Origin of the sequence: Micromonospora sp. SD12 (genome assembly GCF_052068495.1) — a bacterium.
Classification (GTDB): domain Bacteria; phylum Actinomycetota; class Actinomycetes; order Mycobacteriales; family Micromonosporaceae; genus Micromonospora; species Micromonospora echinofusca.
Map to the genome: position 1 here is coordinate 63616 of NZ_JBQHDF010000015.1, position 20805 is coordinate 84420.

Annotated in this window: 19 protein-coding genes; 18 read left to right on the forward strand and 1 reads right to left on the reverse strand. The window is 73.6% G+C overall.

Going from position 1 to position 20805, the window contains the following annotated elements:
• Positions 1 to 11: 11 nt before the first annotated feature.
• The 4 genes from aroB to nusB all read left to right on the forward strand — a co-directional run bounded on the left by aroB (position 12) and on the right by nusB (position 3224).
• Entirely contained in the window at positions 12 to 1088 is a 1077-nt protein-coding gene (gene aroB, locus ACTMS2_RS23190; protein WP_441177276.1) for a 3-dehydroquinate synthase, read from the forward strand.
• Positions 1085 to 1516, forward strand: a complete 432-nt coding sequence (aroQ, locus tag ACTMS2_RS23195; RefSeq protein WP_441177277.1) for a type II 3-dehydroquinate dehydratase — start codon at positions 1085 to 1087, stop codon at positions 1514 to 1516. Before aroB ends, aroQ begins: the two co-directional genes overlap by 4 nt.
• 716 nt (positions 1517 to 2232) lie before the next feature.
• On the forward strand, positions 2233 to 2790 hold the full coding sequence (gene efp, locus ACTMS2_RS23200; RefSeq protein ID WP_441177278.1) for an elongation factor P: 558 nt from the start codon (positions 2233 to 2235) through the stop codon (positions 2788 to 2790).
• 23 nt (positions 2791 to 2813) lie between these two features.
• A complete protein-coding gene (nusB, locus tag ACTMS2_RS23205) occupies positions 2814 to 3224 on the forward strand; it encodes a transcription antitermination factor NusB (RefSeq protein WP_172896683.1) in 411 nt (136 codons plus the stop codon).
• Between the two features lie 132 nt (positions 3225 to 3356).
• Here the strand turns inward: nusB and bldD are convergent, their stop codons facing one another.
• The gene (gene bldD / locus ACTMS2_RS23210; protein WP_013285505.1) at positions 3357 to 3845 is read right to left on the reverse strand and encodes a transcriptional regulator BldD; all 489 of its coding nucleotides are present in this window, start codon (positions 3843 to 3845) and stop codon (positions 3357 to 3359) included.
• Between the two features lie 284 nt (positions 3846 to 4129).
• Here bldD and pyrR point away from each other — a divergent pair, with 284 nt between their 5' ends.
• The 14 genes from pyrR (at position 4130) to ACTMS2_RS23280 (ending at position 20681) form a co-directional block, all read left to right on the forward strand.
• Positions 4130 to 4714 carry a bifunctional pyr operon transcriptional regulator/uracil phosphoribosyltransferase PyrR gene (gene pyrR / locus ACTMS2_RS23215; RefSeq protein WP_441177279.1) on the forward strand — a complete coding sequence of 195 codons (585 nt, stop codon included), beginning with the start codon at positions 4130 to 4132 and terminating at the stop codon, positions 4712 to 4714.
• Positions 4711 to 5637 carry an aspartate carbamoyltransferase catalytic subunit gene (locus tag ACTMS2_RS23220; protein ID WP_210834604.1) on the forward strand — a complete coding sequence of 309 codons (927 nt, stop codon included), beginning with the start codon at positions 4711 to 4713 and terminating at the stop codon, positions 5635 to 5637. Before pyrR ends, ACTMS2_RS23220 begins: the two co-directional genes overlap by 4 nt.
• Positions 5634 to 6911 (forward strand): dihydroorotase, encoded by a 1278-nt coding sequence (locus ACTMS2_RS23225; RefSeq protein ID WP_441177280.1) that lies wholly within the window; start codon positions 5634 to 5636, stop codon positions 6909 to 6911. Before ACTMS2_RS23220 ends, ACTMS2_RS23225 begins: the two co-directional genes overlap by 4 nt.
• Positions 6908 to 8071 carry a glutamine-hydrolyzing carbamoyl-phosphate synthase small subunit gene (carA, locus tag ACTMS2_RS23230; protein ID WP_441177281.1) on the forward strand — a complete coding sequence of 388 codons (1164 nt, stop codon included), beginning with the start codon at positions 6908 to 6910 and terminating at the stop codon, positions 8069 to 8071. The genes ACTMS2_RS23225 and carA overlap by 4 nt, the downstream gene beginning before the upstream one ends.
• A complete protein-coding gene (gene carB, locus ACTMS2_RS23235; RefSeq protein WP_441177282.1) occupies positions 8064 to 11447 on the forward strand; it encodes a carbamoyl-phosphate synthase large subunit in 3384 nt (1127 codons plus the stop codon). Before carA ends, carB begins: the two co-directional genes overlap by 8 nt.
• A 97-nt stretch (positions 11448 to 11544) precedes the next feature.
• Positions 11545 to 12564: a quinone-dependent dihydroorotate dehydrogenase gene (locus ACTMS2_RS23240; protein WP_441177283.1), complete on the forward strand. Its 1020-nt coding sequence runs from the start codon at positions 11545 to 11547 to the stop codon at positions 12562 to 12564.
• Positions 12561 to 13835, forward strand: coding sequence for an adenosylmethionine--8-amino-7-oxononanoate transaminase (locus ACTMS2_RS23245; protein WP_441177284.1), 1275 nt, complete (start codon positions 12561 to 12563; stop codon positions 13833 to 13835). Before ACTMS2_RS23240 ends, ACTMS2_RS23245 begins: the two co-directional genes overlap by 4 nt.
• Before the next feature lie 109 nt (positions 13836 to 13944).
• Positions 13945 to 14784 (forward strand): orotidine-5'-phosphate decarboxylase, encoded by an 840-nt coding sequence (gene pyrF, locus ACTMS2_RS23250; RefSeq protein ID WP_441177285.1) that lies wholly within the window; start codon positions 13945 to 13947, stop codon positions 14782 to 14784.
• A 175-nt stretch (positions 14785 to 14959) separates the two neighbouring features.
• Positions 14960 to 15277 (forward strand): integration host factor, actinobacterial type, encoded by a 318-nt coding sequence (mihF, locus tag ACTMS2_RS23255; RefSeq protein WP_007458370.1) that lies wholly within the window; start codon positions 14960 to 14962, stop codon positions 15275 to 15277.
• Positions 15278 to 15302: 25 nt separating this feature from the next.
• Entirely contained in the window at positions 15303 to 15866 is a 564-nt protein-coding gene (locus ACTMS2_RS23260) for a guanylate kinase (RefSeq protein ID WP_441177286.1), read from the forward strand.
• Between the two features lie 16 nt (positions 15867 to 15882).
• A complete protein-coding gene (gene rpoZ, locus ACTMS2_RS23265; protein ID WP_007075826.1) occupies positions 15883 to 16146 on the forward strand; it encodes a DNA-directed RNA polymerase subunit omega in 264 nt (87 codons plus the stop codon).
• Positions 16147 to 16160: 14 nt separating this feature from the next.
• Positions 16161 to 17369, forward strand: a complete 1209-nt coding sequence (gene coaBC / locus ACTMS2_RS23270) for a bifunctional phosphopantothenoylcysteine decarboxylase/phosphopantothenate--cysteine ligase CoaBC (RefSeq protein WP_101409240.1) — start codon at positions 16161 to 16163, stop codon at positions 17367 to 17369.
• Positions 17370 to 17457: 88 nt separating this feature from the next.
• Complete coding sequence (gene metK / locus ACTMS2_RS23275) at positions 17458 to 18651, forward strand: methionine adenosyltransferase (RefSeq protein WP_089000957.1); 1194 nt, start codon at positions 17458 to 17460, stop codon at positions 18649 to 18651.
• On the forward strand, positions 18648 to 20681 hold the full coding sequence (locus ACTMS2_RS23280; protein ID WP_441177323.1) for a primosomal protein N': 2034 nt from the start codon (positions 18648 to 18650) through the stop codon (positions 20679 to 20681). The genes metK and ACTMS2_RS23280 overlap by 4 nt, the downstream gene beginning before the upstream one ends.
• The last annotated feature ends 124 nt before the right edge of the window (positions 20682 to 20805 follow it).

Here is a 20805-nt window from a genome sequence, read left to right on the forward strand (position 1 = left end):
GGCTGCCGGCGATGGACGAGGTGACCCGGATCCCGGTCGGCGGCGAGCGCCCGTACGACGTGCTGGTGGGACGCGACCTGCTCGAGGCGCTGCCCGGGCTGCTGCCGGACGCGACGCGGGTGGCGGTGCTGCACGCGCACCCGCTGAAGGAACTGGCCGACGCGATCGGCGGGCGGCTGCACGCGGCCGGCGTCACGCCGCTGCTGATCGAGGTGCCGGACGCCGAGGCGGGCAAGCGCATCGACGTCGCGGCGACCTGCTGGGACCGGCTGGGAGAGGCCGGGTTCACCCGTACCGACGCAGTGGTGGGCGTCGGCGGCGGCGCGGTGACCGACCTGGCCGGCTTCGTCGCGGCCTGCTGGCTGCGGGGGGTGCGCTGGGTGCCGGTGGCGACGTCGCTGCTGGGCATGGTCGACGCGGCGGTGGGCGGCAAGACCGGGATCAACACCGCCGCCGGCAAGAACCTGGTGGGAGCGTTCCACCCGCCGGTCGGCGTGCTCGCCGACCTGGCGACGCTGGACAGCCTCCCACCGGCCGACCTGACCGCGGGCCTGGCCGAGGTGGTCAAGTGCGGCTTCATCGCCGACCCGGTGATCCTCGACCTGGTGGAGCGGGACCGGACGGCGGCCACCGACCCGGCGGGCCCGGTGACCCGTGAGCTGATCGAACGGGCGATCCGGGTGAAGTCCGACGTGGTCTCGGGCGACCTGCGCGAGTCGGGCGTACGGGAGGTGCTCAACTACGGCCACACCCTGGCCCACGCCATCGAGAAGGCGGAGGGCTACCGCTGGCGGCACGGCCACGCGGTGTCGGTCGGCCTCGTCTACGCCGGTGAGCTGGCCCGGCTGGCCGGCCGGCTGGACGCTCCCACCGCCGAGCGGCACCGGCGGGTCGTGGCGGCGCTCGGCCTGCCCACCGGCTATCCGGCGGGGGCCTGGCCGGAACTGCTGGCCACGATGCGGGTGGACAAGAAGACCCGGGGCAGCCAGCTGCGCTTCGTGGTGCTGGAGGGGCTGGCCCGGCCCGCGATCCTGGAGGGGCCGGACGACGAGCTGCTGGAGGCGGCCTACCGGCAGGTGGCCGCGTGAAGGTCTACGTGCTGAACGGCCCCAACCTCGGCCGGCTCGGCAGTCGGCAGCCGGACGTCTACGGGGCGACCAGCTACGCGGATCTGGTGACGCTCTGCGAGTCGACCGGGCGGGAACTCGGCCTGGACGTGGCGGTCCGGCAGACCGACGCCGAGCACGAGCTGCTGGGCTGGCTGCACGCCGCCGCCGACGAGGGCGCCGCCGTGGTGCTCAACCCCGCCGCCTGGTCGCACTACTCGTATGCGGTCCGGGACGCCTGCGCCATGCTGCGCGGGCCGCTGGTCGAGGTGCACATCTCCAACATCCACTCCCGCGAGGAGTTCCGGCACCACTCGGTGGTGTCGGCCGTGGCCACCGGGGTGATCTGCGGACTCGGGGTCGACGGCTACCGCCTGGCCCTGCACCACCTGGCCGCCCGCAACGCTTGACGCCCGCCCCCGCCGCCCCGGCCACCCCGTGCGGAGGTGAGTGCTGGGCACGAGCCGCGGGTCTTGCGGGAGCGGCGATTCGCGAACTGCGGCGACTGTGCAACGGCGACCCGGGGCACCGGCCCGCATCGGCGACCCAGGGCGGCGACCCCCATGAGGCGGCGGTCGTCGGACGGCGGCGGTAGGCGCCGCCGCCTTCGCCTCGGCCCGTCTGCCGCCGGGGCGACTGTGCGGCGCGGCTGCCAGTAACACTGAGTCACACCACTCTGCGCTACCCGCTGTAATCGTCCGGACGCCTCACCCGTCCCGCGCTTCAGACGCTTTGCTCTGCATACGGATTCGCACCATCGGATTGACCTGCGGTTTTCCCGTCGTCAGGGAAATCGTCGCCAGCTCGGAATGTCACCGACCGTCAGTGGTGCGTCGGTGGCTGCAGAGCAAAGGGGCGGGGTGGTCATCCGTCACGGGTGCATCCGGCTGCGGAGGGTGACGTTCCGGTGCGCTGTCGCTGCGGGAACCGCGTTGCCGGCCGCACCGGGGAGCGCCGGGACCAGCGCCGGGACGCCTCGCGGGAGGATGGCGGCGTGCGGCGTCCGGTGGGGGTGCCGCGTCCGGCGGGGGAGCGCGGGCGGGGCGCGGGCAGCGCCGGGCAGCGGCGTTCGGCGCAACTAGTAGACTTGCCAGGTCTGTCCGCCAATTGATGATCAAGGCAGGAAATGGCCACCACCAACGACCTGAAGAACGGCCTGGTACTCAACCTCGACGGAGAGCTTTGGGCCGTCGTCGAGTTCCAGCACGTCAAGCCCGGTAAGGGTGGTGCGTTCGTGCGTACCACGCTGAAGAACGTGCTGTCCGGCAAGGTGGTCGACAAGACCTTCAACGCGGGCACCAAGGTCGAGACCGCGACCGTGGACAAGCGCACCATGCAGTACCTCTACGCCGACGGCGAGGACTACGTCTTCATGGATCTGGAGACGTTCGACCAGATCAACGTGCCGGGTGCCACCGTCGGCGACGCGGCGAACTACCTGCTGCCCGAGGCTGAGGCGACCGTGGCCACCCACGAGGGTGTCCCGCTCTACATCGAGCTGCCCACCAGCGTCGTGCTGGAGGTCACCTACACCGAGCCGGGCCTCCAGGGCGACCGGTCGACCGGCGGCAACAAGCCGGCCACCGTCGAGACCGGCGCGACCGTGCAGGTGCCGCTCTTCGTCACCACCGGCGAGAAGATCAAGGTCGACACCCGCGACGGCCGTTACCTCGGCCGCGCCTGATGGCCGAGGGTCCCAAGCAGCAGATGCCGGCGCGCCGCAAGGCGCGCAAGCGGGCGCTGGACGTGCTCTTCGAGGCCGACCTGCGGGACCGCCCGCCGGTCGAGGTGCTCGCCGGCTACATCGAGCGGATCGAGAAGCCCCGACCCGAGCACCTGGGATACGCGGTGAGCCTGGTCGAGGGCGTCGCCGCCCACCTCGACCGGATCGACGAGGTGATCGCGAGCTACGCCGAGGGGTGGACGCTGGACAGGATGCCGGCGGTCGACCGCAACCTCGCCCGGATCGCGGTCTACGAGTTGCTCTACGTCGACGAGATCGACGACGCGGTGGCCATCAGTGAGGCCGTCGAGCTGGCCCGGCAGATGTCGACCGACGACTCGCCGCGCTTCCTCAACGGCATCCTCGGCCGTATCGCCGAGTACGCCACGCGCTGACGCGGCGCACGTCACACGCCGATGTGCGTCACACCCTGTGGGTGACGGCGGCGCGGGTGCGGGTGGGGAACGCGACACGTACGACAGAAAGGGCCCGTGCCGGACGGCACGGGCCCTTTCGCGTGGTCGCGGTCAGCTGGCGAAGAACGCCCGCGGATCGGCCACCAGCACACCGTGCTCGGTGAGCCGCTCGATCAGGCCGGACGGCGAGGCGTCGTAGACGATCGCGAGCGCGCGCAGGTCGTCGGCGCGGATGGAGAGCACGCGGCCGTTGTAGTCGCCGCGCTGCTGCTGGATGGCCCGCGCGTACCGGGCGACGTAGGCCAGGTCCTCGGAGGCCTCGTCGTAGAGCCGCTCCAGGTCGAGGACGATCTTGCTGGTGGGCTCGTGGCGAACCCCGCTGCCGTCGGGCAGCAGCTCCGAGACGGGGACGCGGTAGAAGTCGGCCAGCTCCGCCAGGCGCGACACCGTGACGGCGCGGTCGCCGCGCTCGTAGGAGCCGACCACCACCGCCTTCCACCGCCCGTTCGACTTCTCCTCCACACCCTGCAGGGAGAGGCCCTGCTGCTGGCGGATGGAGCGCAGGCGGGCGCCCAGAGACTTGGCGTATTCAGAGGGCATTAAACACTCCCAGTGCTGCTCGGGGTTCTCCCAGCGATCGCTACGGAGCGTGACGGTACGGGGATTGGCACAACTGGTCAAGTGGTCGTGACCTTACCGTTGGGATCACCGGGGGAGTTGTCCCCATTTCGCCGGGCTGACCAGGGGGTCAGTGGCCGGCGGCGCTCAGTGCGGTGACCACTGGTAACGTGGCGGGAAGCCCCGGTCCGGGCCGCTCGCGTCCCGGTACCGGCATCCGACGTCCTTTAACGACCCGTCCCGTGAGGCGGGGAAGGAGGTCCGCCGTGGCCTACCCACCGGCTGCCCAGTCGCCGCCGCCGCGACAACCCTCGGTGAAGGTGATCCTCGCCAGCGCCGACGTGCAGCGCGTGGTCGACCGCATCGCCCACCAGATCCTGGAGAAGACCCAGGGCGCCGAGAACACGGTGCTGCTGGGCATCCCCACCCGGGGCGCCCCGCTCGCGAAGCGGCTCGCCGCCCGGATCAGCACCTTCGAGGACGTCACCGTCCCGGTCGGCGTGCTCGACATCACCCTCTACCGCGACGACCTGCGCCGGCACGCCACCCGCGCGGTCGGGCCGACCCAGGTGCCGCCCGGCGGCATCGACGGCAAACGGGTCGTCCTCGTCGACGACGTGCTCTTCTCCGGCCGCACGGTGCGGGCCGCGCTCGACGCGCTCAACGACGTCGGGCGTCCGGCGTCCGTCCAGCTCGCGGTCCTGGTCGACCGCGGCCACCGCGAGCTGCCCATCCGCGCCGACTACGTCGGCAAGAACATCCCGACGTCCCTCGCGGAGAGCGTGAAGGTCACCCTCGCGGAGACCGACGGCACCGACGAGGTCAAGTTGTACGGGGGGACCCTCCAGTGATCCGGCACCTGCTCTCCGGCGCCGACCTGGACGCCGCCACCGCCACCGAGATCCTGGACACGGCCGCCGAGATGGCCACCGTCGCCGGCCGGGAGGTCAAGAAGCTCCCCGCGCTGCGCGGACGCACCGTGGTCAACCTCTTCTACGAGGACTCCACCCGGACCCGGATCTCGTTCGAGGCGGCGGCGAAGCGGCTCAGCGCCGACGTGATCAACTTTTCGGCCAAGGGGTCCAGCGTGACCAAGGGCGAGAGCCTGAAGGACACCGCGCTGACGCTTCAGGCGATGGGGGCCGACGCGGTGGTCGTCCGGCACCCCGCCTCGGGCGCCCCGCACCGGCTGGCCGACTGGGTCGACGGCTCGGTGGTCAACGCCGGCGACGGCACCCACGAGCACCCTACCCAGGCGCTGCTCGACGCGTACACGATGCGCTCCCGGCTGGGGCGGCTGGCCGGCCTGTCGGTCGCGGTGGTCGGGGACGTCCTGCACAGCCGGGTGGCCCGCTCCAACGTCCTACTGCTGTCCACGCTCGGCGCGAAGGTGACCCTGGTCGGGCCGCCGACGCTGATCCCCGTGCACATCGCGCAGGCCCTCGCGCCCGGCACCGACGTCTCCTACGACCTCGACGCGGTGCTGCCGCAGTCGGACGTGGTGATGATGCTCCGGGTGCAGCGCGAGCGGATGAACGACTCCTACTTCCCGTCCGCCCGCGAGTACGCCCGCCGCTACGGCCTGGACGGCCCGCGGATGCGCCGGCTGCCCGAGCACGCGATCGTCATGCACCCCGGCCCGATGAACCGGGGGATGGAGATCACGCCCGAGGTGGCCGACTCGCCCCGCTCCACCATCGTCGAACAGGTCGCCAACGGGGTCTCCGTGCGGATGGCCGTCCTCTACCTGCTGCTCGGGGGGAACAACCGGTGAGCTCGTACCTGATCTCCAACGTCAGCGTCGTCGGCGCCGCGCCGACCGACGTGCTGATCCGCGACGGCGTCGTCGCGGCCGTCGGCCCCGGGCTGACCGCCCCGGAGGCGACCGTCGTCGACGGCACCGGGCTGGTCGCCCTGCCCGGCCTGGTCGACCTGCACACCCACCTGCGCGAGCCCGGCCGGGAGGACGCCGAGACCGTCGAGTCGGGCTCCCGGGCGGCGGCGCTCGGCGGCTACACCGCGGTCTGCGCGATGGCCAACACCTCGCCGGTGGCCGACACCGCCGGCGTGGTCGAGCAGGTCTGGCGGCTGGGCCGGGAGGCCGGGCTGGTGGACGTGCAGCCGATCGGCGCGGTCACCGTCGGCCTGGCCGGCGAGCACCTGGCCGAGCTGGGCGCGATGGCCGACTCGGCGGCCCGGGTGCGGATCTTCTCCGACGACGGGCACTGCGTGGCCGACCCGAGGCTGATGCGCCGGGCGCTGGAGTACGTGAAGGCGTTCGACGGGATCATCGCCCAGCACGCCGAGGAGCCCCGGCTCACCGAGGGCGCGCAGATGCACGAGGGCGAGGTCTCGACCCGCCTCGGCCTGACCGGCTGGCCGGCGGTCGCCGAGGAGGCGATCATCGCCCGGGACGTGCTGCTCGCCGAGCACGTCGGCAGCCGCCTGCACGTGTGCCACGTCTCCACCGCCGGCAGCGTCGAGGTGCTGCGCCAGGCCAAGGCGCGGGGCATCCGGGTCACCGCGGAGGTCACCCCGCACCACCTGCTGCTGACCGACGAGCGTGCCGGGACCTACGACCCGGTCTACAAGGTCAACCCGCCGCTGCGCACCGCGACCGACATCGCCGCGCTGCGGGCGGCCCTGGTCGACGGCGTGATCGACGTCGTCGCCACCGACCACGCCCCGCACGCCGTGGAGGACAAGGAGTGCGAGTGGGCGTACGCCCGGCCGGGCATGCTCGGCCTGGAGACGGCGCTGTCGATCGCCCTCGACGTGCTCGGCCCGCAGTGGGACCTGATCGCCGAGCGGATGTCGCGCGCCCCGGCCCGCATCGCCGGGCTGGCGGAGCACGGCCTCGACCCGGCGCCCGGCGTGCCGGCGAACCTCACCCTGGTCGACCCGGCCGCCCGCCGCACCATCGAGCCGGCGGAGCTGGTTAGCCGTAGTCGCAACACCCCGTACGCCCGCATGACGCTGCCGGGTCGCATCGTGGCGACCTTCCTGCGCGGCGAGCCGACGGTCCTGGACGGAAAGGCTGTTCTATGACGAAGCGGAGGCCCGCGATCCTCGTGCTGGAGGACGGGCGCACGTTCCACGGTGAGGCGTACGGCAGCGTCGGGGAGACCTTCGGCGAGGCGGTCTTCAACACCGGCATGACCGGCTACCAGGAGACGCTGACCGACCCGTCCTACCACCGTCAGGTGGTGGTGCAGACCGCCCCGCACATCGGCAACACCGGCGTCAACGACGAGGACGACGAGTCGGGCCGGATCTGGGTCGCCGGCTACGTGGTCCGCGACCCGGCCCGCGTCGGCTCGAACTGGCGGGCCACCGGCGGGCTGGAGGAGCGGCTGTCCGCCGAGGGCGTCGTCGGCGTCAGCGGCGTGGACACCCGGGCGCTGACCCGGCACCTGCGTGAGCGCGGCGCGATGCGGGTCGGCATCTCCAGCGTCGAGACCGACCCCCGGGCGTTGCTGGCCCGGGTGCGGCAGGCCCCCGAGATGGTCGGCGCGGACCTGTCCGCCGAGGTCACCACGGCGCAGCCGTACGTGGTGGCGGCCGAGGGCGAGCACCGCTTCACGGTCGCCGCGCTGGACCTGGGCATCAAGCGCAACGTCCCGCGCCGGCTCGCCGCCCGCGGGGTCACCACCCACGTGCTCCCGGCCGGCTCCACCATCGACGACCTGCTCGCCACCGGCGCGGACGCGGTCTTCCTCTCGCCCGGGCCGGGCGACCCGGCCACCGCCGACGGGCCGGTGGCCCTGGCGCGGGAGGTGCTGCGCCGCGAGGTGCCGCTGTTCGGCATCTGCTTCGGCAGCCAGATCCTCGGCCGGGCGCTGGGCTTCGGCACCTACAAGCTCGGCTACGGCCACCGGGGGATCAACCAGCCGGTGCTCGACCGGGTCACCGGCAAGGTCGAGGTGACCAGCCACAACCACGGCTTCGCGGTCGAGGTCCCCGGCGCGCGCCACGGCGCGGTCGTACCCGATGCGGTGATCGAGACCGAGTTCGGCGGCGTCCAGGTCAGTCACGTCTGCCTCAATGACAACGTGGTCGAGGGGCTGCGGGCGAAGGACGTGCCCGCCTTCACCGTCCAGTACCACCCGGAGGCGGCGGCCGGTCCGCACGACGCGGACTACCTCTTCGACCGCTTCGCCGAGCTCATCGAGGGCCGGACCCACAGCGAGGGGCGCACACATGCCTAAGCGGACCGATCTGAAGCACATCCTGGTCATCGGCTCCGGGCCGATCGTGATCGGGCAGGCCTGCGAGTTCGACTACTCCGGCACCCAGGCCTGCCGGGTGCTGCGCAGCGAGGGGATCCGGGTCAGCCTGGTCAACTCGAACCCGGCGACGATCATGACGGACCCCGAGTTCGCCGACGCCACGTACGTCGAGCCGATCACCCCGGAGTTCGTCGAGCTGGTGATCGCCAAGGAGCGCCCCGACGCGATCCTGCCCACCCTCGGCGGGCAGACCGCGCTGAACACCGCCGTCGCCCTGCACGAGGCGGGCGTGCTGGAGAAGTACGGCGTGGAGCTGATCGGCGCCAACATCGAGGCGATCAACCGCGGCGAGGACCGGCAGCTGTTCAAGGACATCGTCGCCAAGGCCGGCGTACGCCTGGGCATCGACGACCCGGCGGGCCTGGTGCCCCGTTCCCGGGTCTGCCACTCGATGGCGGAGGTCGAGTCGACGGTCGCCGAGCTGGGCCTGCCGGTGGTGATCCGGCCGTCGTTCACCATGGGCGGCCTCGGCTCCGGCATGGCGCACACCCCGGAGGACCTGGCCCGCATCGCCGGCGACGGGCTGGCCGCCAGCCCCGTGCACGAGGTGCTCATCGAGGAGAGCGTGCTCGGCTGGAAGGAGTACGAGCTCGAACTCATGCGCGACCGGCACGACAACGTCGTGGTGGTCTGCTCGATCGAGAACGTCGACCCGATGGGCGTGCACACCGGCGACAGCGTCACCGTCGCCCCGGCCATGACGCTGACCGACCGCGAGTACCAGCGGCTGCGCGACCTGGGCATCGCGGTGCTGCGCGAGGTCGGGGTGGACACCGGCGGCTGCAACATCCAGTTCGCCGTCAACCCGGCCGACGGCCGGATCGTGGTGATCGAGATGAACCCCCGGGTGTCGCGGTCGTCGGCGCTGGCCTCGAAGGCCACCGGCTTCCCGATCGCGAAGATCGCCGCGAAGCTGGCCATCGGCTACACCCTCGACGAGATCCCCAACGACATCACCCTGAAGACCCCGGCGGCGTTCGAGCCGACCCTGGACTACGTGGTGGTGAAGATCCCCCGGTTCGCGTTCGAGAAGTTCCCGGGTGCCGACCCGGAGCTGACCACCACGATGAAGTCCGTCGGCGAGGCGATGAGCCTGGGCCGCAACTTCAGCGAGGCGCTGAACAAGGCGATGCGCTCGCTGGAGACGAAGGCGGGCGGGTTCTGGACGCTGCCCGACCCGGCCGGCGCGACGAAGGAGAACACCCTCGACGCGCTGCGGATGCCGCACGACGGACGGCTCTACACCGTCGAGCGGGCGCTGCGTCTCGGCGCCTCGATCGCCGAGGTGACCGCCGCGTCGGGCGGGATCGACCCCTGGTTCCTGGACCAGATCGCCGCCCTCGTCGAGCTGCGCGCCGAGATCGTGGACGCCCCGGTGCTCGACGCCGAGCTGCTGCGCCGGGCCAAGCGGGCCGGGGTGTCGGACCGGCAGCTGGCCGCGCTGCGCCCGGAGCTGGCCGCCGAGGACGGCGTACGGACGCTGCGGCACCGCCTCGACGTCCGCCCGGTCTACAAGACGGTGGACACCTGCGCCGCCGAGTTCGAGGCGACCACGCCCTACCACTACTCGACGTACGACCAGGAGACGGAGGTCGTCCCGTCGGCCCGGCCGAAGGTGATCATCCTGGGCTCGGGGCCGAACCGGATCGGCCAGGGCATCGAGTTCGACTACTCCTGCGTGCACGCGGTACAGGCGCTGCGCAGCGCGCCGCTCGGTGGGGCGGGCGGGGCCGGCTACGAGACGGTGATGGTCAACTGCAACCCGGAGACCGTCTCCACCGACTACGACACCGCCGACCGGCTCTACTTCGAGCCGCTCACCTTCGAGGACGTGCTGGAGGTCTGGCACGCCGAGGACTCCTCCGGCCGGGCGGCCGGCGGGCCGGGCGTGGTCGGGGTGATCGTGCAGCTCGGCGGGCAGACGCCGCTGGGCCTGGCGCAGCGGCTGAAGGACGCGGGCGTGCCGGTCGTCGGCACCTCCCCGGAGTCGATCCACCTGGCCGAGGAGCGGGGCGCGTTCGGCGCGGTGCTGGCCCGGGCCGGGCTACGCGCCCCGGCGCACGGCATGGCGACCTCGTACGACGAGGCGAAGGCCATCGCCGACGAGATCGGCTACCCGGTGCTGGTGCGTCCGTCGTACGTGCTGGGCGGGCGGGGCATGGAGATCGTCTACGACGACGCCACGCTGCGCGACTACATCGGGCGGGCCACCGAGATCTCCCCGGACCACCCGGTGCTGGTCGACCGCTTCCTCGACGACGCCATCGAGATCGACGTGGACGCGCTCTGCGACGCCGACGGCGAGGTCTACCTCGGCGGGGTGATGGAGCACATCGAGGAGGCCGGCATCCACTCCGGCGACTCGTCCTGCTCGCTGCCGCCGATCACCCTGGCGGGCTCGCACGTGGCCCAGGTGCGCCGCTACACGGAGGCCATCGCCCGGGGCGTCGGGGTGCGCGGCCTGCTCAACGTGCAGTACGCGCTGAAGGACGACATGCTCTACGTGCTGGAGGCGAACCCGCGCGCGTCCCGCACGGTGCCCTTCGTCTCCAAGGCCACGGCGGTGCCGCTGGCGAAGGCGGCCGCCCGCATCGCGCTGGGCGCCACCATCGCCGAGCTGCGCGCCGAGGGGCTGCTCCCGGCGAGCGGGGACGGCGGTTCGCTGCCGGCCGGCGCCCCGATCGCGGTCAAGGAGGCGGTGCTGCCGTTCAAGCGCTTCCGTACGCCCACCGGCAAGGGCGTGGACTCGCTGCTCGGCCCGGAGATGAAGTCCACCGGCGAGGTGATGGGCATCGACACCGCCTTCGGGCACGCCTTCGCCAAGTCGCAGTCGGCCGCGTACGGCTCGCTGCCGACCACCGGGAAGATCTTCGTCTCGGTCGCCAACCGCGACAAGCGCGGCATGATCTTCCCGATCATGCGCCTGGCCGACCTCGGCTTCGAGATCGTGGCGACCACCGGCACGGCGGAGGTGCTGCGCCGGCACGGCATCGCCTGCGAGCAGATCCGCAAGCACTACGAGTCCGGCGGGGGCGAGGACGCGGTGTCGCTGATCCTGGGCGGCGACGTGGCGCTGGTGATCAACACCCCGCAGGGCTCGGGGGCGAGCGCCCGCTCCGACGGCTACGAGATCCGCAGCGCCGCCGTCACGGCGGACATCCCGTGCATCACCACGGTGCCGGGCGCGGCGGCGGCGGTGATGGGCATCGAGGCGCGGATGCGGGGCGACATGCAGGTGCGCCCGCTCCAGGAACTGCACGCCGCGCTGCACGCCGCCCTGCGGGCCGCGCAGTGACCGGCCGCCCCCGCCCGTACGCGTCGATCATGAAGTCGCTGTCGGCCCGCACGACGCGTCGCGGCGGCGGCTTCATGATCGACGGGGGTGGCCGGTCGTGATGTTCGAGCGCGCCGTGCGGCCGGGGCTGTTCCGGATCGGGGGCGGCGACGCCGAGGCCGCGCACGAGTGGACGCTGCGCCGGCTGGCGGGGTTGTCCCGCTGGCCGGCGGCGCTGGCCGTGCTGCGGGCCCGCTACGCCGTCCGGGCGCCGCGCACCGTCTTCGGCGTCGAGTTCCCCAATCCGGTCGGGCTCGCCGCCGGGATGGACAAGGACGGCGCGGCCCTGCCGGCCTGGCCGGCGCTGGGCTTCGGCTTCGTCGAGGTCGGTACGGTCACCGCGCACCCGCAGCCGGGCAACCCCCGGCCCCGGCTGTTCCGGCTGCGCGACAGCGAGGCCGTGGTGAACCGGATGGGCTTCAACAACGCCGGCGCGCAGGCCCTGGCGGCGCGGCTGGCGGCGCTGCCCCGCCCGCTCGGGGTGCCGCTGGGCATCTCGCTGGGCAAGTCCAAGGTGACCCCGCTGGACGAGGCGGTGCAGGACTACCTCGCCTCGTACCGGGCGCTGCGCGCGCACGGCGACTACTTCGCGGTCAACGTCTCCTCGCCGAACACCCCGGGCCTGCGCTCGTTGCAGGACCGGGCGCACCTGGACGCCATCCTGGCGGCGCTGGTGGGGGAGAAGCCGGTGCTGGTGAAGATCGCCCCGGACCTCACCGAGCCGGCGATCGCCGAGCTGCTGGAGGTCTGCCTGGCCCGGGGCGCCGCCGGGGTGATCGCCACCAACACCACGCTGGCCCGCGACGGTCTCGCCCCGGCGGACCGGGCGCGCGGCGCGGAGACCGGCGGGCTGTCCGGTCGCCCGCTCGCCGACCGTGCCCGCCAGGTGGTCGCCTTCGTGCACCGCGAGGCCGGCGGCCGGCTGCCGGTGATCGGCGTCGGGGGCATCGTGGACCCGGACGCGGCGGCCCGGATGTTCGACGCCGGCGCCGCCCTGGTGCAGCTCTACACGGGCTTCATCTACCGCGGCCCGGCCCTGGTCCGCGCCGCCGCCCGCGCCGCGGGGTCGAACGGGTGACACCCGAGGAGATCCTGGCCGCCGACCGGGCACACGTCTGGCACCCGTACGCGGCCCTGCCGCCGGCCAGCGCGCCCTACGTGGTCGAGGGCGCCCGGGGCGTACGGCTGCGGCTGGCCGACGGCCGGGAGCTGGTCGACGGGATGTCGTCGTGGTGGGCGGCGATCCACGGCTACCGGCACCCGGTGCTCGACGCGGCGGTGACCGACCAGCTCGCCCGGATGAGCCACGTGATGTTCGGCGGGCTCACCCACGCCCCCGCGGTCCGCCTGGCGACCACCCTGGTCGAGCTGGCCCCGGAGGGGCTGGAGCACGTCTTCCTGGCCGACTCCGGCTCGGTCGCCGTCGAGGTGGCGGTCAAGATGTGCCTGCAGTACCAGCGCGCCACCGGCCGGCCGCAGCGCCGCCGGCTGGGCACCTGGCGGGGCGGCTACCACGGCGACACGTTCCACCCGATGAGCGTCTGCGACCCCGAGGGCGGCATGCACCACCTCTGGGGCGACGTGCTGCCCCGGCAGGTCTTCGCCCCCGTGCCGCCCGGCGGTTTCGACACCCCGCCCGACGCGGCCTACGAGGCCGCCCTCGTCGAGGCGGTCGAGCGGCACGCGCACGAGCTGGCCGCCGTGATCGTGGAGCCGGTGGTCCAGGGCGCCGGCGGCATGCGCTTCCACCACCCGCACTACCTGCGGGTGCTGCGCGAGGTGACCCGGGCGCACGGGGTGCTGCTGATCTTCGACGAGATCGCCACCGGCTTCGGCCGGACGGGCACCATGTTCGCCGCCGAGCACGCCGGGGTCGTGCCCGACGTGATGTGCGTCGGCAAGGCGCTCACCGGCGGCTACCTCACGCTGGCCGCCGCGCTCTGCACGGCGGAGGTCGCCCGGGGCATCTCCGCCGACGGCGTGCTGGCGCACGGCCCGACGTTCATGGGCAACCCGCTGGCGTGTGCGGTCGCCAACGCCTCCCTCGGCCTGCTGCGGGCCGGGGACTGGGCGGGGCGGGTGGCGAAGGTGGGGGCGGGCCTGCGGGCCGGCCTGGAGCCGTTGCGCGGCGCGCCGGGGGTGGTCGACGTGCGGGTGCTCGGCGCGATCGGCGTCGTCCAGCTCGACCACGAGGTGGACCTGCCCGCCGCCACCGCCGCCGCGGTCGCCCAGGGGGTCTGGCTGCGGCCGTTCCGCGACCTGGTCTACACCATGCCGCCGTACGTCACCGACGACGCCGACCTGGCCCGGATCGCCGCCGGGGTCGCCGCCGCGGTGCGCGCCGGCTGAGCCGCCGGTCACGGTCCGGCGGCCGTACGCGGGCGGCGCGCGCCGCCCGCGACAGGAGCGTGCCCCGGCGGCGGACGCCCCGGGGCGCCGAGGAGAGGGAGAGAACCGGATGGAGAGCTTCGGCGCCCGCCTGCACCGGGCCGTCACCGAGCGGGGACCGCTCTGCGTCGGCATCGACCCGCACCCGGGGCTGCTGGCCCGCTGGGGGCTCGACGACGACGTACGGGGCCTTGACCGGTTCGCCCGGACGGTCACGGAAGCCCTCGGTGACCGGGTCGCGGTGGTCAAGCCCCAGTCGGCCTTTTTCGAGCGGTTCGGCTCGAAGGGCATGGAGATTCTTGAGTCAACTATCCGACAGTTGCGCGAGGCCGGCTCGCTCGTTCTGCTTGACGTCAAGCGCGGTGACATCGGCTCGACGGTCGCCGCGTACGCCTCCGCGTACCTCGATCCATCCAGCCCGGTCCATGTGGACGCGGTGACCGCGAGCCCGTACCTCGGTGTCGGCGCGCTCGCGCCGATGTTCGAACTGGCCGCCGAGCACGGCGGCGGGGTCTTCGTGCTGGCGCTCACCTCCAACCCCGAGGGCGCCGCCGTGCAGCGCGCCCGCACCGCCGACGGGCGCACCGTCGCGCAGACCGTCATCGACGAGATTTCCCAGCTCAACGCGGGTGCGCAGCCGCTCGGCAGCTTCGGGTTGGTGGTCGGCGCGACCATCGGTGACACCGGTCACGACCTCTCCGCGGTGAACGGTCCACTGCTCGCCCCGGGCCTCGGGGCGCAGGGCGGGACCGCGGCGGATCTGCGCGTCGTCTTCGGCTCCGCCCTGCCCGCGGTGCTGCCCTCGTACTCGCGCGAGGTGTTGGGCGCGGGCCCGGATCCGGACGCGCTGCGCGCCGCCGCCGACCGGGCGCTGACCGACTGTCGGGCCGCCCTCGCCACTGGTGACTGACTGACGGCTCGGTCACCTTTGTAAAGATCATCGCGCGTCCACGTTGCCGAATGCGCCGACGAACGCTAGTTTTCCCCGCGCTGGGAACCACGGACCCCTTGGTTCACAGCGACACCACGTTTCACAGATGCGGCGGTGCGTCCCGCCCGTCGCGATAGGGACCTGAGGAGAACTGGTGCCGCTCCCGTCACTGACCCCCGAACAGCGTGCTGCCGCGCTGGAGAAGGCCGCGGAGATCCGCAAGGCCCGTGCTGAGCTGAAGGAGCAGCTCAAGCAGGGCAAGACCACCCTCGGAGCCGTCCTCGAGCGTGCCGAGTCCGACGACGTCGTCGGCAAGCTCAAGGTCTCCGCCGTGCTGCAGGCGATGCCGGGTATCGGCAAGATCCGGGCCACCCAGATCATGGAGAAGCTCAAGATCGCCGACAGCCGTCGCCTGCGTGGCCTCGGCGAGCAGCAGCGCAAGGCACTGCTTGGGGAGTTCGCCGCCAACTGAGGCTGGCTGCGTGTAGAAACAAGCAGTGAGCACGGATGACGAGGCGCGCCCGGCGGCTCGGCTCACTGTCCTGACGGGGCCTTCGGGCTCCGGCACGGAGAGTGTCGTCGAGCGCGTCCGGGCGCGTTCTCCATCCGTCTGGGTCCCGGTGCCGGCCACCACGCGCCCGCGCCGGGAGCGCGAGCTGGACGGCGTCGACCGGCTCTTCCTGACCCCCGCCGAGTTCGACCGGATGGTCGCCGCCGGGGAGCTGCTGGAGTGGAGCCGGGCCGGGCCCCACCGGCGCGGTACCCCCCTCGCGCCGCTGCGGTCGCGGCTCGCCGCCGGGCAACCGGTGCTGATCGGCCTCGACCTCCCCGGCGCGCTGCTGGTCCGGGCGACACTGCCCGACGCCCGGCTGGTGCTGCTGCACCCGCCGGGGAACATCCCCGCGCAGGCCGCGCCGGCCGCCTTCGAACACACCCTCGCGCACGACCTCACCGGGCGGGTCGTCGACGAGCTGGTAGGCTTGTCCGGTTCTTCTTTCCTGGCTCCGGCGCCACCGCCCGTACGCGGTGGACCGCCAGCACCGCCGCGCGCGGTGCGATAGACGCAGAGGTTAATTCGTGGGATCCATCGCAAACCCCGAAGGCATCACCAACCCGCCGATCGACGAGCTTCTCGAGAAGACGACCTCGAAGTACGCGCTGGTGATCTTCGCCGCCAAGCGTGCGCGCCAGGTCAACGCCTACTACAGCCAGCTCGGCGAGGGCCTGCTGGAATACGTCGGGCCCCTGGTCGAGACCACGCCGCAGGAGAAGCCCCTCTCCATCGCCATGCGTGAGATCAACGCGGGCCTGCTCACCGCCGAGCCGACCGACCAGCCGTAACCCGCCGCGCGTCGATGTCCCCCCGGATCGTCCTCGGGGTCGGCGGTGGCATCGCGGCCTACAAGGCATGTGAGCTGCTGCGACTCTTCACCGAGTCGGGCCACCAGGTCCGGGTCGTGCCGACCGCTTCGGCGTTGCGCTTCGTCGGCGCCCCGACCTGGGCGGCGCTCTCCGGTCAGCCCGTCGCCGACGACGTCTGGTCGGACGTGCACGAGGTGCCGCACGTCCGGCTCGGTCAGCAGGCCGACCTGGTGGTGGTCGCGCCGGCCACCGCCGACCTGCTGGCCAAGGCCGCCCACGGCCTCGCCGACGACCTGCTCACCAACACGCTGCTGACCGCCCGCTGCCCGGTCGTGCTGGCCCCGGCCATGCACACCGAGATGTGGGAGCACCCGGCCACCGTCGCCAACGTCGCGACCCTGCGCGCCCGGGGCGTACGCGTCGTCGAGCCCGCCGTCGGCCGGCTCACCGGGGCCGACACCGGCAAGGGCCGGCTGCCCGACCCGGCGGAGATCTTCGCGGTCGCCCGCCGGGCCCTCGCCAGGGGCGTCGGGGCCCCCGCCGACCTGGCCGGACGGCACGTGGTGGTGACCGCCGGCGGCACCCGCGAGCCCCTCGACCCGGTCCGCTTCCTGGGCAACCGCTCCTCGGGCAAGCAGGGCTACGCGTTCGCCCGCTGCGCGGTGGCCCGGGGCGCCCGGGTCACCCTCATCTCGGCCAACGTCTCGCTGCCCGATCCCGCCGGCGTCGACCTGGTCCGGGTCGGCACCACCGGCGAGCTGCGCGACGCGACGCTGGCGGCGGCGGCCGAGGCCGACGCGGTGGTGATGGCGGCGGCTCCGGCCGATTTCCGTCCCGCGACCTACGCGACTGGCAAAATCAAGAAGTCGGACGACGGCAGCGCACCCACCATCGAGCTCGTCACCAACCCGGACATCGCGGCCGAGCTGGGCCGACGCCGGCGCCCGGAACAGGTGCTGGTGGTGTTCGCCGCGGAGACCGGCGACGCCGAGGCCAACGGCCGGGCCAAGCTCGCCCGCAAGCGGGCGGACCTCGTCGTGATCAACGAGGTCGGGTCCGACAAGGTCTTCGGCGCCGAGACCAACGCGGCGACGGTCATCGGCGCGGACGGTTCGGTCAGCCGGATGCCCGAGCGGTCCAAGGAGGACCTCGCCGACGGTGTCTGGGACCTCGTGGTCGCCCGGTTGCCCGGCCGTTCCTGACGGCTGGAACCGGACGTGACCGAAGGGGCCAGGCTCTGCCGCGGATGACTACACTGCCGCGGAACGACTTCCACAATTTAGGAGTGCCGTGACACGCCGCCTCTTCACTTCCGAATCGGTCACGGAAGGCCACCCGGACAAGATCGCTGACCAGATCAGCGACGGCATCCTCGATGCCCTGCTCGCCGAGGATCCGCGTAGCCGCGTCGCCGTGGAGACCCTGATCACCACCGGCCAGGTGCACATCGCGGGCGAGGTGACCACCAAGGCGTACGCCGACATCCCGACCATCGTCCGGCGGACCATCCTCGACATCGGCTACGACTCGTCGAAGAAGGGCTTCGACGGCGCCTCGTGCGGCGTCAGCGTCTCCATCGGCGCCCAGTCGGAGGACATCGCGCAGGGCGTCGACAACGCCTTCGAGCTGCGTACCGGTGCGTCCGAGAGCGCGCTGGACGCGCAGGGCGCCGGCGACCAGGGCATGATGTTCGGCTTCGCCTGCTCCGAGACGCCGGAGCTGATGCCGCTGCCGATCGCCCTCGCGCACCGGCTGGCCCGGCGGCTGTCCCAGGTCCGCAAGGACGGCACGATCCCGTACCTGCGCCCCGACGGCAAGACCCAGGTCACGATCGAGTACGAGGGCCTGCGCCCCGTCCGGCTCAACACGGTGGTCGTCTCCAGCCAGCACGCCGCCGACATCTCGCTGGACTCGCTGCTCACCCCCGACGTGCGCGAGCACGTCATCGGCCCCGAGCTGGAGGGCCTCGGGCTCGACACCGAGGGCTACCGGCTGCTGGTCAACCCGACCGGCCGGTTCGAGATCGGCGGGCCGATGGGCGACGCCGGCCTGACCGGTCGCAAGATCATCGTTGACACCTACGGCGGCTACGCCCGGCACGGCGGCGGCGCGTTCTCCGGCAAGGACCCGTCGAAGGTGGACCGCTCGGCGGCGTACGCGACGCGCTGGGTCGCCAAGAACGTGGTCGCCGCCGGTCTGGCCGAGCGGTGCGAGGTGCAGGTCGCGTACGCGATCGGCAAGGCCCACCCGGTCAGCCTCTTCGTCGAGACGTTCGGCACCGAGACCGTGCCGGTCGCCTCGATCGAGAAGGCCGTCTCCGAGGTCTTCGACCTGCGCCCGGCCGCCATCATCCGGGACCTCAACCTGCTCCGCCCGATCTACCAGCAGACCGCCGCCTACGGCCACTTCGGCCGGGAGCTGCCGGAGCTGACCTGGGAGAGCACCGACCGGGCCGCCGACCTCAAGTCGGCCGCGGGAGCCTGACCGGCACCAGGCGCAGCGACCGGCGACCCGCGGACGGGTCGCCGGTCGCTCGTGTCTGCGTCGACGTCCCCCTGGCCCACCTGGACCGCCCCTTCGACTACCTCGTGCCGGCCGAGCTGGACGCCGACGCCGTCCCCGGCGTGCGCGTGAAGGTCCGCTTCGCCGGTCAGCTCGTCGACGGCTGGCTGCTGGAGCGGGCCGACGACTCGGGGCACACCGGCCGGCTGGCGTACCTGGAGAAGGTCGTCTCGCCCGAGCCGGTCCTCGCGCCGGAGGTCGCCCGGCTGGCCCGGACGGTCGCGGACCGCTACGCCGGCAGCCTCGCCGACGTGCTCCGCCTCGCCGTCCCGCCCCGGCACGCCCGGGTGGAGAAGGACGTGCGCGCCCGCGCCGCCGCCGACGGCCCCGCCGCGAAGGACGGAGCGGGCGAAGGCTCCGCCGGGCCGGACGGGCCCGTGCCCGACGCGCCGGACGGGTCCGGTGCCGACGGCTGGCGGGACTATCCCGCCGGGCCGGCCCTGCTCCGGGCGCTCGCCGACGGGCGGGCCCCCCGGGCGGTCTGGTCGGCGCTGCCCGGGGAGGACTGGCCCGCCCGGTACGCCGAGGCCGTCGCCGCCACCGTGGCCGGCGGCCGGGGCGCGGTGCTGGTCGTCGCCGACAACCGCGACCTGGACCGCCTCGACGCCGCCCTGCACGACGCCCTGGGCCCCGGGCGGCACGTCAGCCTCTCCGCCGCGCTCGGTCCCGCCCGGCGCTACCGGGCCTTCCTGGCCGCCCGGCGCGGTGACGTGGCGGTGGTCGTCGGCACCAGGGCCGCGATGTTCGCCCCGGTCGCCCGCCTCGGGCTGGTGGCGATCTGGGACGACGGCGACGACCTGCACGCCGAGCCCCGGGCCCCGTACCCGCACGCCCGGGAGGTGCTGCTCACCCGCGCCCAGCTCGCCGACGCCGCCGCCATCGTGGGCGGGTACACCCGAACCGCCGAGGCGCAGCTGCTGGTGGAGACCGGCTGGGCCCGCGAGGTGGTGGCCGACCGGGCGACCGTACGGGCCCGGATGCCGGCGATCGCACCCACCGGCGACGACCCGCAACTGGCCCGGGACCCAGGGGCGGCCACCGCCCGGCTGCCCAGCCTGGCCTGGACCACCGCCCGGGAGGCGCTGCGGGCCGACCTGCCGGTGCTGGTCCAGGTGCCCCGCCGCGGCTACCTGCCCTCGGTGGCCTGCGCCGACTGCCGCACCCCGGCGCGGTGCCCGCACTGCGCCGGGCCGCTCGCGCTGCCGTCGGCCGAGGGCACCCCCGCCTGCCGCTGGTGCGGGCGGGTCGCCGCCGCGTACGCCTGCCCGGAGTGCGGCGGGCGGCGGCTGCGCGCCTCCGTCACCGGCGCCCGGCGCACGGCCGAGGAACTGGGCCGGGCCTTCCCCGGCGTGCCGGTGCGCACCTCCGGGCGGGAGGAGGTGCTGGCCACGGTCCCGGGCGGCGCCGGCCTGGTCATCGCCACCCCCGGCGCCGAACCGGTCGCGGAGGGCGGCTTCGGGGCGGTGCTGCTGCTCGACTCGTGGGCCCTGCTCACCAGGGCCGACCTGCGGGCGGGGGAGGAGGCGCTGCGCCGCTGGCTGGCGGCCGCCGCGCTGGCCCGCCCCGCCGCCGGCGGCGGCCGGGTCGTGGTGGTCGCCGACGGGGCGCTGGCCCCCGTGCAGGCGCTGCTGCGCTGGGACGCCGGCTGGTTCGCCGCCCGGGAGCTGGCCGAGCGGCGGGAGCTGGGCTTCCCGCCGGCGGTGCGGATGGCGAGCGTGACCGGCGCGCCGGCCGCGGTGGCCGACCTGCTGGCCGAGGCCCGGCTGCCGGCGGAGGCGGAGCTGCTCGGGCCGGTGCCGGCCGACGGGGAACGGGAACGGATGCTGGTGCGGGTGCCCCGGGCCCGGGCCGCCGCGCTGGCCGACGCGCTGCACTCGGCGGCCGGGGTGCGGGCCGCCCGCAAGGCCGTCGACCCGGTCCGTCTCCAGGTCGATCCGCTGGCCCTCTTCTGACCGGTGGACGCGGTGCCCGACCGCCCGACCTGGCCCGTCGTCGCACGCTGTGTCCGGCGGGGCGTCGCGGCGCGGGTGATAGCATCGCCCGTCATGCCCGGGCGTACGACGGCTCCAGGTCGCG